Below are 12,571 nucleotides of genomic sequence, written 5' to 3'. Positions count from 1 at the left end.
ACCCCACCCGCACCCTCTCCCGACACCCCCTCTTCCAGATCTGCCTCACCCTGGAAACCGGGGGCGTAGGCTCGGAGCTGGGAACGTATCGGCACAACGCTTAAGGAATCTCTGATGGAGCTCGGTCTCGTCGGCCTCGGCAAGATGGGCGGCAACATGCGCGAGCGCATCCGCCGCGCAGGCCACACCGTCATCGGTTACGACCGGAACCCGGACGTCGCCGATGTCCACAGCCTCGAAGAGCTTGTGGGCAAGCTGAAGGGCCCGCGTGTCGTCTGGGTCATGGTCCCGGCGGGCGCGGCCACGCAGTCCACCATCGACGAGCTGGCTGAGCTGCTCCAGCCCGGCGACATCGTCGTCGACGGCGGAAACAGCCGTTGGACCGACGACGAGAAGCACGCCGTCGAGCTGGGCATCAAGGGCATCGGCTTCGTCGACTGCGGCGTCTCCGGCGGTGTCTGGGGCCTGGAGAACGGCTACGCCCTGATGTACGGCGGCAAGCCCGAGGACGTCGAGAAGGTGCAGCCCATCTTCGACGCGCTCAAGCCGGAGGGCGAGTTCGGTTCCGTCCACGCGGGCAAGGTCGGTGCCGGCCACTTCGCGAAGATGGTCCACAACGGCATCGAGTACGCCATGATGCAGGCCTACGCCGAGGGCTGGGAGCTCCTGGAGAAGGTCGACTCCGTCACCGACGTGCGCGAGGTCTTCCGCTCCTGGCAGGAGGGCACCGTCATCCGCTCCTGGCTGCTCGACCTCGCGGTCAACGCCCTGGACGACGACGAGCACCTCGACAGCCTCCGCGGCTACGCCGCCGACTCCGGCGAGGGCCGCTGGACGGTGGAGGCCGCGATCGACAACTCGGTGCCGCTGCCCGCGATCACCGCGTCGCTCTTCGCGCGCTTCGCCTCGCGTCAGGACGACTCGCCGCAGATGAAGATGATCGCCGCGCTGCGCAACCAGTTCGGTGGCCACGCGGTGGAGAACAAGAAGTAGTACGCACGCACAGCAGGACGGACGGAAGGCCCGCGACCATGCACGTCACGCATCTCTCGCTGGCCGACTTCCGCTCGTACGCCCGGGTCGAGGTACCTCTCGACCCGGGCGTCACCGCGTTCGTGGGGGCCAACGGCCAGGGCAAGACCAACCTCGTCGAGGCGGTCGGCTATCTCGCCACCCTCGGCAGCCACCGGGTCTCCTCGGACGCCCCGCTGGTACGCATGGGCGCCGAGCGCGCCTTCGTACGCGCCTCGGTGACCCAGGGCGAGCGCTCCCAGCTGATCGAGCTGGAGCTCAACCCCGGACGGGCCAACCGTGCCCGGATCAACCGGTCCTCGCAGGTCAGACCGCGGGACGTGGTGGGCATCCTGCGAACCGTGCTGTTCGCCCCGGAAGATCTCGCCCTGGTCAAGGGCGACCCCGGTGAGCGTCGCCGCTTCCTGGACGAGCTGGTCACCGCCCGCTCCCCCCGGATGGCGGGGGTCCGCTCCGACTACGACCGGGTGCTGAAGCAGCGCAACACCCTGCTGAAGTCCGCCGCGATGGCCCGTCGCCACGGCGGGCGTTCCATGGACATGTCCACGCTCGACGTCTGGGACCAGCATCTGGCCCAGGTCGGCGCCGAGCTGCTGGCGCACCGGCTGGACCTGATCGCCGTGCTCCAGCCGCTCACCGACAAGGCGTACGGCGACGTCGCCCCGGGCGGCGGGCCGGTGGGGCTGGAGTACCGCGGTTCGGTGGCCGAGGAGCCGGCACGGACCCGTGAGGAGCTCTGCGCACAGCTGCTGGCCGCGCTCGCCGGCGTGCGGAAGCAGGAGATCGAGCGGGGCGTGACCCTCGTCGGGCCGCACCGGGACGACCTGCTGCTGGGCCTGCGCGGTATGCCCGCGAAGGGGTACGCGAGCCACGGGGAATCCTGGTCGTACGCGCTGGCGCTGCGACTTGCCTCCTACGAGCTGTTGCGGGCCGAGGGCAACGAACCCGTCCTGGTGCTCGACGATGTCTTCGCCGAACTGGACGCGCGGCGCCGCGAACGCCTTGCGGAGCTGGTGGCCCCGGCCGAACAGGTGCTGGTGACGGCCGCGGTCGACGACGACGTGCCGGGGGTGCTCACCGGCACCCGGTACGAGGTCGCCGGCGGCGAGGTGACCCGGCTGTGAGCGCCTCCGGCGACCGCGACGAGTCCGCCCCGGACAAGGGCGGCAAGGCGCCCGAGCCGTCCGGGGTGGACCTGGCCAGGGTGGCGCTGCGGGCCGCGAAGGAGCAGGCCGCGGCGCGGGGTGCCGCCGCCCAGCAGCGGAAACAGGCCAGACGCGGGGGTGGACTGCGCTCCGGCGCGCGGTCGGACGGCAGGGACCCGCTGGCGCTCGGCTCCGCGATCAACCGGCTGATCACCGAACGCGGCTGGGAGACGCCCGCCGCGGTGGGCGGTGTGATGGGCCGGTGGCCGCAGATCGTGGGCGAGGATCTGGCCAAACACTGCGTGCCCCTGAAGTACGACGAGGCACCCGAGGCCCGGGTGCTGACCGTCCAGTGCAGCTCGACCGCCTGGGCCACGCAGCTGCGGCTTCTCGCGCCCCAGCTGGTGGCGCGGCTCAACGCCGATCTCGGGCAGGGCACGGTCCGCATGATCAAGGTGCTTGGCCCCGGCGGCCCGCAGCGCCGGTACGGGCCGCTGCGCGCGCCCGGATCGACCGGCCCCGGTGACACGTACGGCTGACCGCACGCCTTCCCACCGGCGGACGCTTCCGCCGGTAACCCCCTGTGAGCTGGTCCTTCGTGACCCGTCGACGTGAATGGGCCAGGCCCGGCGAACCGCCGACGGGCCCATCGCGCTGCCCGGGTCCCGTACCGCCGGGCCGGCTCCGGCGACCCCCTGGGCCTGCGGCTTGTGCCGTTGTGTGGTGGTTGAAACCTCCGAGGGCCGAGCGGGTGTCCCTCACCGTAGCGGGAGGTTGACAGGCAGAAGCGCTCAACGCCCGTGTGAGCCTCTCAGAGCCCCGTCCTGAATATGGGGAGTCGTCAGCCGCTGGTTCAGGGCGGCACATGCGGACTCAGGTACCGCCAAACCCCCATTCGGGTCGGCGCTAGCGGTAGACTGATGAACAATCCCGCTACTGAGCGGGTGTCGTCGATTACCAGCCGAACGACGCAGCCGCTCCCGCCTGCCGGAGAACGGCCTGTGCTGTGCCAGAAAGGGCGCTTCGTGGCCGATTCCGGCAACCCCAACGAGAACAACCCGTCCACAGCCGGCGAACACGGCGAGGTCACCGCCTCGTACGACGCCAGCGCGATCACCGTCCTCGAAGGACTGGACGCGGTCCGCAAGCGACCTGGCATGTACATCGGTTCGACCGGTGAGCGTGGACTCCACCACCTCGTGCAGGAGGTCGTCGACAACTCCGTCGACGAGGCCCTCGCCGGGCACGCCGACACGATCGACGTCACGATCCTTCCTGACGGCGGGGTCCGCGTGATCGACAACGGGCGAGGCATCCCCGTCGGCATCGTGCCGTCCGAAGGGAAGCCGGCCGTCGAGGTCGTGCTGACCGTCCTGCACGCGGGCGGCAAGTTCGGCGGTGGCGGTTACGCCGTCTCCGGCGGTCTGCACGGCGTCGGCGTCTCCGTCGTCAACGCTCTCTCCACCCGCGTGGCCGTCGAGGTCAAGACGGACGGCTACCGCTGGACGCAGGACTACAAGCTGGGCGTGCCGACCGCACCTCTGGCGAAGCACGAGGCCACCGAGGAGACCGGCACCTCGGTCTCCTTCTGGGCCGACGGTGACATCTTCGACACCACCGAGTACTCCTTCGAGACCCTCGCGCGCCGCTTCCAGGAGATGGCGTTCCTCAACAAGGGCCTCACGCTCAAGCTCACCGACGAGCGTGAGTCGGCGAAGGCGACCGTGGGTGCCGACGAGGCCGAGGTCACCGCGTCCACCGAAGAACCGCCGGCGCGGACGGTGACGTACCACTACGAGGGCGGCATCGTCGACTTCGTGAAGTACCTGAACTCGCGCAAGGGCGACCTGATCCACCAGTCGGTGATCGACATCGAGGCCGAGGACAAGGAGCGACTCCTCTCGGCCGAGATCGCCATGCAGTGGAACACGCAGTACACCGAGGGCGTGTACTCCTTCGCGAACACGATCCACACGCACGAGGGCGGTACCCACGAAGAGGGCTTCCGCGCCGCGCTGACCTCGCTGGTCAACCGGTACGCGCGTGACAAGAAGCTGCTCCGCGAGAAGGACGACAACCTCACGGGCGAGGACGTCCGCGAGGGTCTCACCGCGATCATCTCGGTGAAGCTGGGCGAGCCGCAGTTCGAGGGTCAGACGAAGACCAAGCTGGGCAACACGGAGGCGAAGACCTTCGTGCAGAAGGTCGTCCACGAGCAGCTCACGGACTGGTTCGACCGCAACCCGAACGAAGCGGCCGACATCATCCGCAAGGGCATCGCCGCCTCGACCGCCCGTGTGGCGGCCCGCAAGGCGCGCGACCTGACCCGCCGCAAGGGTCTGCTGGAGAGCGCGTCGCTGCCGGGCAAGCTCAGCGACTGCCAGTCGAACGACCCGACGAAGTGCGAGATCTTCATCGTCGAGGGTGACTCCGCCGGTGGTTCGGCGAAGTCGGGCCGTAACCCGATGTACCAGGCCATCCTGCCGATCCGCGGCAAGATCCTGAACGTCGAGAAGGCCCGGATCGACAAGATCCTCCAGAACACCGAGGTCCAGGCGCTGATCTCGGCCTTCGGTACCGGGGTCCACGAGGACTTCGACATCGAGAAGCTCCGCTATCACAAGATCATCCTGATGGCGGACGCCGACGTCGACGGCCAGCACATCAACACCCTGCTGCTGACGTTCCTCTTCCGCTTCATGCGCCCGCTGGTCGAGGCCGGTCACGTCTACCTCTCGCGCCCGCCGCTTTACAAGATCAAGTGGGGCCGGGACGACTTCGAGTACGCGTACTCGGACCGCGAGCGGGACGCCCTGGTGGCGCTCGGCAAGCAGAACGGCAAGCGGATCAAGGAAGACTCGATCCAGCGCTTCAAGGGCCTCGGCGAGATGAACGCCGAGGAGCTGCGCGTCACCACGATGGACGTCGACCACCGGGTGCTCGGCCAGGTCACCCTCGACGACGCGGCGCAGGCCGACGACCTCTTCTCGGTGCTGATGGGTGAGGACGTCGAAGCACGGCGCTCGTTCATCCAGCGCAATGCCAAGGACGTCCGCTTCCTCGACATCTGAGTCGGCCGTACAAGCAAGCCGCCGCTCGAAAGGACTTTGACCAGCAATGGCCGACGAGAACACCCCTGTGACACCGGAAGAACAGCCCGCCGCGGCCGGTGTGGGCATGCGTGTCGAGCCCGTGGGGCTCGAGACGGAGATGCAGCGCTCCTACCTCGACTACGCGATGTCCGTCATCGTCTCGCGTGCGCTCCCCGACGTGCGGGACGGCCTCAAGCCCGTCCACCGCCGGGTGCTGTACGCGATGTACGACGGCGGTTACCGCCCCGAGAAGGGCTTCTACAAGTGCGCCCGCGTCGTCGGTGACGTCATGGGTACGTACCACCCGCACGGCGACTCCTCGATCTACGACGCCCTGGTGCGCCTCGCGCAGCACTGGTCGATGCGCATGCCGCTGGTGGACTCCAACGGCAACTTCGGTTCCCCGGGCAACGACCCGGCCGCGGCCATGCGGTACACCGAGTGCAAGATGATGCCGCTGTCCATGGAGATGGTCCGGGACATCGACGAGGAGACCGTCGATTTCAAGGACAACTACGACGGCCGCAACCAGGAGCCGGTGGTTCTGCCGGCGCGCTTCCCGAACCTGCTGATCAACGGCTCGGCGGGCATCGCGGTCGGCATGGCGACCAACATCCCGCCGCACAACCTCCGCGAGGTCGCGGCCGGCGCCCAGTGGTACCTGGAGCACCCGGAGGCCTCGCACGAGGAACTCCTGGACGCGCTGCTCGAACGCATCAAGGGCCCGGACTTCCCGACGGGCGCCCTGGTCGTGGGCCGCAAGGGCATCGAGGAGGCGTACCGCACCGGTCGCGGCTCCATCACGATGCGCGCGGTCGTCGCGGTCGAGGAGATCCAGAACCGGCAGTGCCTGGTCGTCACGGAGCTTCCGTACCAGACCAACCCGGACAACCTCGCGCAGAAGATCGCCGACCTGGTGAAGGACGGCAAGATCGGCGGGATCGCGGACGTCCGCGACGAGACCTCCTCGCGCACCGGTCAGCGCCTGGTCGTCGTGCTCAAGCGGGACGCGGTCGCCAAGGTCGTGCTGAACAACCTCTACAAGCACACCGACCTCCAGACGAACTTCGGCGCCAACATGCTGGCGCTCGTCGACGGGGTGCCGCGCACCCTCTCGATCGACGCGTTCATCCGTCACTGGGTGACGCACCAGATCGAGGTCATCGTCCGGCGGACGAAGTTCCGGCTGCGCAAGGCGGAGGAGCGGGCGCACATCCTGCGTGGCCTCCTGAAGGCCCTGGACGCCATCGACGAGGTCATCGCCCTCATCCGGCGCAGCCAGACCGTGGAGGTCGCGCGCGAGGGCCTGATGGGCCTCCTGGAGATCGACGAGCTCCAGGCGAACGCGATCCTGGAGATGCAGCTGCGCCGGCTGGCCGCGCTGGAGCACCAGAAGATCACCGCCGAGCACGACGAGCTCCAGGCGAAGATCAACGAGTACAACGCGATCCTGGCCTCGCCCGAGCGGCAGCGCCAGATCGTCAGCGAGGAACTGGCCGCGATCGTCGAGAAGTTCGGCGACGACCGGCGCTCCAAGCTGGTGCCCTTCGACGGGGACATGTCCATCGAGGACCTGATCCAGGAGGAGGACATCGTCGTCACGATCTCGCGTGGCGGCTACGTGAAGCGCACCAAGACGGACGACTACCGCTCGCAGAAGCGCGGCGGCAAGGGCGTGCGCGGCACGAAGCTCAAGGAAGACGACATCGTCGACCACTTCTTCGTGTCGACGACCCACCACTGGCTGCTGTTCTTCACGAACAAGGGCCGGGTCTACCGCGCGAAGGCGTACGAGCTCCCGGACGCCGGCCGGGACGCGCGCGGTCAGCACGTGGCGAACCTGCTGGCCTTCCAGCCGGACGAGCGGATCGCCCAGATCCTCGCGATCCGCGACTACGAGGCCGCGCCCTACCTGATCCTGGCCACCAAGGGCGGCCTGGTGAAGAAGACGGCGCTCAAGGACTACGACTCGCCCCGTTCCGGCGGTGTCATCGCGATCAACCTGCGGGAGACCGCGGACGGCAGCGACGACGAGCTGATCGGCGCCGAGCTGGTGTCGGCCGAGGACGACCTGCTGCTCATCAGCAGGAAGGCCCAGTCGATCAGGTTCACCGCGACGGACGACGCGCTGCGCCCGATGGGCCGCGCCACCTCGGGCGTCAAGGGGATGAGCTTCCGCGAAGGCGACGAGCTGCTCTCGATGAACGTGGTCCGGCCCGGTACGTTCGTCTTCACCGCGACCGACGGCGGGTACGCGAAGCGCACCCCCGTCGACGAGTACCGCGTCCAGGGTCGTGGCGGCCTCGGCATCAAGGCCGCCAAGATCGTCGAGGACCGCGGGTCGCTCGTCGGGGCCCTGGTGGTGGAGGAGACGGACGAGATCCTCGCCATCACCCTCGGCGGTGGTGTGATTCGCACGCGAGTCAATGAAGTCAGGGAGACGGGCCGTGACACCATGGGCGTCCAACTGATCAATCTTGGCAAGCGGGATGCCGTCGTCGGCATCGCGCGCAACGCCGAGGCCGGCCGTGAGGCGGAAGAGGTCGACGGGACCTCCGAGGCCGAGGACGGTTCGGACGAGGCATCGGCCGAAGTTCAGGCCGAGGGCACTGTCGAGGGCACGGAGCCCTCGACCGGGGAGCACGAGGAGTAGAGCGTGAGTGGAGCCACGGGCGCCGATTCGGCCGCTTCTGGAGACGGAGCGAACGGTGCCCGTGGCCCTGCCACGGACTCCCAAGGGGGCACTGTGACGGACACTCGGGGCCCGCAGCCCCAATACGAGGGCTACGCGAACGGGCCACTGCCCGGTGAGCGGGAGCCCGCGCAAGGGACGGCGGGTCCCTACCACCCGCCGCAGGCGTACGAATCGCCGGCGGGGGGCCGACAGGCCACCGGTGGGCAAGGAGTACGTCTGCCGCGGACGGGGGCGCGGACCACTCCGCGTACCCGCAAGGCACGACTGCGGGTGTCGAAGGCCGACCCGTGGTCGGTGATGAAGGTGAGCTTCCTGCTCTCCATCGCGCTCGGCATCTGCACCGTGGTCGCGGCCGCGGTCCTGTGGATGGTGATGGACGCCATGGGCGTCTTCTCCACCGTGGGCGGCACGATCAGCGAGGCGACGGGTTCCAACGAGAGCAACGGCTTCGACTTGCAGTCGTTCCTCTCGCTGCCGCGCGTCCTCATCTTCACGTCGGTCATCGCGGTGATCGACGTGGTGCTGGCCACCGCGCTGGCGACGCTGGGCGCCTTCATCTACAACCTGTCGGCGGGATTCGTGGGCGGCGTGGAGCTCACGCTGGCCGAGGACGAGTAGCCCGCGGGCTATCGATTTTGGGACTGGCCCCGACGTGCGCTAATCTTCAGAAGTCAGCGCAGCAGCGCGGCGGGGCTATAGCTCAGTTGGTTAGAGCGCATCCCTGATAAGGATGAGGCCACAGGTTCAAATCCTGTTAGCCCCACCAGTACGAAGGCCCCTCACCGGAAACGGCGAGGGGCCTTCGGCGTATCCGGTGCGGTCGGCCGATCGGTGGGGCCTCGGGAAATTCGCCGAGGACCGTCAGGGCCGGCCGGTCCCCGCCCCGGGCAGGCGGTCCGCGGAGAGCGCGCGAGGGAGTTCCTGACGGTCTCGCGGCTGTTCTGCTCCGTCCCGAACAGGCCAGGGAGGCCCACACCATGAGCGGTACCACTCCGTCCTTTCCCGAGCGGCTCGAACTCTCGGGGGAGGGCCTCGTCCTCCGCGACTGGACGGAGGCCGACCTGACCGCGATGCCGGAGCTGTTCGACGACCCCGACACCGCGTACTGGACGCCGATCGTCTCCCCCTTCGGCGAGGCGGCCGCGCGGGCGCGGCTGGACCTGGCCCGGCGGTCGCGGGCGGACGGCACCACGATCCTGCTCGCCGTCACCGTCGACGGCGGTGCGCCGCTCGGCGAGGTGATGCTGCGGCGTGCCCCCGAGGGCACGGAGATCGGCTATGCCATCGGTCCCGCGCACCGGGGCCGGGGCCTCGCGCCGCGGGCGGTGCTGCTGATGGCCGCGTACGCCTTCGGGGAGCTGGGCGCGGAGCGGGTGATCCTGGAGCTGGAGGCCGAGAACCGGGCGAGCGTCGCCGTGGCCGCCAAGGCGGGCTTCGGACTGCTCGACGTGCCGCTGATCACGGGTGAGGAGAAGGGCCGGCCCTTCGTCCTGCAGACCTGGGCCCTGAACCGTCCGTGACCCCTCCCGCTCCCACAGGCCCCAGGGGGGCCCGGCAGTGCGCGCCGCCGGTCCCAGTAGCCTCCGACGGGCTACCCGCCGGCGGCCAGGCTGGCGAGCAGGGCGGCCCCGGCGCCCAGGACGAGCAGCTGCACGGTGCCGCAGGTACGCCAGCGCAGGAGATGGAAGCCGCCACCCGTGACGACGGCGGCGCCGAACAGGATCCATGTCGCGCGCATGGCCTCGTGGGGGGCCTCGGGCGGGTTGCCGTCGTCGTAGGAGTCGGCCCACCCGGTCATTCCGTAGCGGAACACCAGCCAGCCGATGACGATCAGGTCGACGACGAGAAGAACCGCACTGAGGCCGGCCTGCCGGCCGGTCGACGGTCGAGCCTTTTCCACAGCAACCACCCCTTGCCTGCCGAAGCTGCCTGCCGTACGCGTTCCAGCGTGCTCGGGCGCCGGACGGAGCACATGAGCACGGCTACTCAGCCCGGGTCGCGTCGCGTGCGGGGGGTACCGGCACACGGGAAGGCCCCCGGCCGGTGGGTACCGGGCCGGGGGCCTGAAGTCTTCGGTGGTGCGGGCCATCAGGGAGGGGGGAGCGGGGACTCGCCTTCCGTGGCCTCGTAGTTGGTGCGGGCCGCTTCGGTGCCGGGGGCGTTCGCGGTGTCCGCGGGCAGGTGCCTGGTGGCGGGTGAGGAGCCGTGCGCCTCGGCGCGGATGCGCTGCTTCATCGTCGGTGGGAGCGCCCTGTCACGCGGAAGGGTCCATCGGACCGACGGGGTGGTCGCGGTTGCCGCGGTCGCACCCGTGTGCTCCTGGGTCTTCGTGTGCGTCGGCTGCTGCTCCGTGGCCGAGGCGTTCGCCGCGGCGAGGCCGAGGGAGGCGAGGAGGGCGAAGAAGGCGGTGATGAAGGCTGTCCAGAGGTTCTTGACCTTGAAGGCGCTCATGGCCCCTCACTTTCAGGTGGTCCGGTTTGCTTACCTTTCTGATGATGTGGATGAAGAAGCGCATTTCTGGGAGCGACGCCACCGGTGCGCCGATCTTCTGATGAACACCACTCGTATGGTGCAACCGGGCTGGTGGAACGCCTCAGGACCTGCCAGAAGGGCTGCCGGAGGGAGCTTTTGAGGGTGGTCCGAGAGGTCCGCCGACCTCGGGGATCGCCCGGGGCGGGGCCTTCTGCGGGGGCCCGGGCAGGTCACCGATCGGTATCGGCCGGTGTGTATAGTCGGGCGGCAGAAGTCCCTCAATACCTAGGAAAGACGAGGTCGCGCGGTGAAGAAGCTTCTCCTGGTCGCACTGGCCGCCATCGGCGGGCTCCTCGTGTACCGCCAGATCCAGGCGGATCGCGCCGAGCAGGATCTGTGGACGGAGGCGACCGACTCCGTGCCCGCAGGTTCGGGCGTGTGAGACGACGCAGTCTGTGAGAAACCCCGGCCGCCGAGCGGCCGGGGTTTCGTGCTGTCCGGGGCTGATTCCCGCCGCTGCTGGGCCCGTCGTCCGGTCCCGTCGTCCCGGAAACGGCACCGATCCGCCGTGGTCGCAGACAGCGAAGGGGCCCCCGGGGCAGGATGGACGCGCATCGATCGAGGCCGCCGCGCAGCGGCGAGCGCTCCGGTGGTGTCGCCGCGGGGTGTGCGCGGCAGCGGCCGGGGCGCCGGGCGGTCGCCGGGACGACGAGGGGGAGCGCGTGAAGAGGCAGATCGGCAGGGGCGTCCGGGCGGCGTCGGCGGCCGTCGCCGTGATGTGTGCGGTACTGGCCCTGTCCGGGACCGCGTACGCGGCCGACCCGGCCCCGTACGCCTTCGATCCGGGCGCGAAGCAGGTGACCGGGAAGGTGGCGAACGCCGACGCGTCGGTGCTGGACGCCGGCTCGGTGTACCGCAGTTCGATCAAGCCCGGGGAGAAGCTCTACTACCGGGTGAACCTGGACGCCGCCTCGGACGCGTACGTCTCGGTGGTCGCGGTGCCCAGGTCCGCGGAGGGCGAAGTCGCCTACGGCGACGGGATCACCGTGTCCATCCGTGATCGCAACGACTCGAATTGCGGTTCGGGGGACGCCCTCGTCGGTTCCGCGGAGTTCGCGCGCCCGATCTCCGCGTACGCGGTACGGACCGTCAAGGAGGGAAGTTCGTACTGCCAGGACGCGGGGGCGTACGACGTCCTGATCGAGCGGAAGTCCAAGGAGACCTCCTCCCCCGAGGAGTGGGACCTGGAGATCCGCCACGACGTCGAGCCCGCGTTGAAGGCAGGCGGTTCCCAACCCACCACTGCGGCGACGGAGTTCGCGTCCGAATCGCCCGCCCCGCTGCCCACGTCGGCGCCCCGCGCCACCCGCTCCGGCGGTACCGGGTTCAACGACGCGACCGGTCTGGAGCCGGGTGAGTGGAAGGACGCCGTCTCGCCGGGCCAGACCCGCTTCTACCGGGTTCCGGTGGACTGGGGACAGCAGCTCTTCGTCACCGCCGAGCTGAGCAACAACAACGCCTCGACCACCTTCCTCGGCAACGCGCTCTCGCTCGCGCTCGCGAACCCGGCGCGCGGACACGTGGAAGGGGAGGTCCTCTCGTACTCCGGACGGCCCGCGTCCGTCTCCCTCGACCCGCTTCCCCCGGTCGGCTGGAGCAATCGCTACGCCTCCGCGACCGGCGTCTCCGGGATGCGTTTCGCCGGCTGGTACTACGTGTCGGTGGCCCTGAGCCCCAAGGTGGCGAAGGAGTACGGCGCCGGTCCGATCAAGCTGACCCTCACGGTCCAGGTGAGGAACGACGCGCAGGCGTCTCCGTACGCCGGTGACGCCGGGATCTTCGGTGTCAGCGACGAAGACCGGGACATGGCACGCAGCGGCCAGAGCGCGCCGCAGGCCGCGAAGAGCGCGACCATGCGGCTCGTCGGTGTGGCCGGGATCGGCGCGGGGACGGTGCTGGTGCTGGGGCTCGGCGTCTGGACCCTGCTGGCCCGCCGCCGGCAGGGGGCGGGAGCGCCGGTGGCCGCCGACGGGACCGCCGGGCGGCCCTCGCCGTACGGAGGGCCGCCGCAAGCCTGGTAGCGACCCGCAGGTCCGGCGGCGGCCACCGCGCCGGTGCCGTACCGCTGCTGCCGC

Annotated in this window: 11 protein-coding genes and 1 tRNA gene; 10 read left to right on the top strand and 2 right to left on the bottom strand. The window is 69.6% G+C overall.

All coding sequences use genetic code 11. The features are described from left to right. The first annotated feature begins 114 nt into the window (after positions 1–114). The 8 genes from gnd (at position 115) to ACWD3D_RS11350 (ending at position 9,484) form a co-directional block, all read left to right on the top strand. A complete protein-coding gene (gene gnd / locus ACWD3D_RS11385) occupies positions 115–993 on the top strand; it encodes a phosphogluconate dehydrogenase (NAD(+)-dependent, decarboxylating) (protein ID WP_328720567.1) in 879 nt (292 codons plus the stop codon). Positions 994–1,031: 38 nt separating this feature from the next. Beyond that, on the top strand, positions 1,032–2,156 hold the full coding sequence (gene recF, locus ACWD3D_RS11380) for a DNA replication/repair protein RecF (protein ID WP_451460656.1): 1,125 nt from the start codon (positions 1,032–1,034) through the stop codon (positions 2,154–2,156). Further along, positions 2,153–2,716, top strand: coding sequence for a DUF721 domain-containing protein (locus ACWD3D_RS11375; protein WP_451460655.1), 564 nt, complete (start codon positions 2,153–2,155; stop codon positions 2,714–2,716). Before recF ends, ACWD3D_RS11375 begins: the two co-directional genes overlap by 4 nt. A gap of 462 nt (positions 2,717–3,178) precedes the next feature. Further along, the gene (gyrB, locus tag ACWD3D_RS11370) at positions 3,179–5,248 is read left to right on the top strand and encodes a DNA topoisomerase (ATP-hydrolyzing) subunit B (protein ID WP_387368190.1); all 2,070 of its coding nucleotides are present in this window, start codon (positions 3,179–3,181) and stop codon (positions 5,246–5,248) included. 46 nt (positions 5,249–5,294) lie between these two features. Then, on the top strand, positions 5,295–7,922 hold the full coding sequence (gene gyrA / locus ACWD3D_RS11365) for a DNA gyrase subunit A (RefSeq protein WP_451460654.1): 2,628 nt from the start codon (positions 5,295–5,297) through the stop codon (positions 7,920–7,922). 93 nt (positions 7,923–8,015) lie between these two features. After that, positions 8,016–8,582, top strand: a complete 567-nt coding sequence (locus ACWD3D_RS11360) for a DUF3566 domain-containing protein (protein WP_266706619.1) — start codon at positions 8,016–8,018, stop codon at positions 8,580–8,582. 71 nt (positions 8,583–8,653) lie between these two features. Beyond that, positions 8,654–8,730: transfer RNA gene (locus ACWD3D_RS11355), tRNA-Ile, on the top strand. 211 nt (positions 8,731–8,941) lie between these two features. Continuing rightward, on the top strand, positions 8,942–9,484 hold the full coding sequence (locus tag ACWD3D_RS11350) for a GNAT family N-acetyltransferase (protein WP_451460653.1): 543 nt from the start codon (positions 8,942–8,944) through the stop codon (positions 9,482–9,484). Between the two features lie 71 nt (positions 9,485–9,555). Here the strand turns inward: ACWD3D_RS11350 and ACWD3D_RS11345 are convergent, their stop codons facing one another. After that, entirely contained in the window at positions 9,556–9,864 is a 309-nt protein-coding gene (locus ACWD3D_RS11345; RefSeq protein ID WP_451460652.1) for a DUF6234 family protein, read from the bottom strand. Positions 9,865–10,052: 188 nt separating this feature from the next. After that, complete coding sequence (locus ACWD3D_RS11340) at positions 10,053–10,415, bottom strand: DUF6344 domain-containing protein (protein ID WP_451460651.1); 363 nt, start codon at positions 10,413–10,415, stop codon at positions 10,053–10,055. Positions 10,416–10,743: 328 nt separating this feature from the next. Here ACWD3D_RS11340 and ACWD3D_RS11335 point away from each other — a divergent pair, with 328 nt between their 5' ends. Both ACWD3D_RS11335 and ACWD3D_RS11330 read left to right on the top strand, forming a co-directional pair. Next, the gene (locus tag ACWD3D_RS11335) at positions 10,744–10,878 is read left to right on the top strand and encodes a DLW-39 family protein (protein ID WP_003958712.1); all 135 of its coding nucleotides are present in this window, start codon (positions 10,744–10,746) and stop codon (positions 10,876–10,878) included. 280 nt (positions 10,879–11,158) lie between these two features. Beyond that, a complete protein-coding gene (locus ACWD3D_RS11330; protein WP_451460650.1) occupies positions 11,159–12,517 on the top strand; it encodes a hypothetical protein in 1,359 nt (452 codons plus the stop codon). Positions 12,518–12,571 lie beyond the last annotated feature (54 nt).

It is taken from the genome of Streptomyces sp. NPDC002690 (genome assembly GCF_053592415.1).
The sequence above is the reverse complement of the archived record's forward strand: the minus strand, read 5'-3'. Positions and strand labels throughout refer to the sequence as shown.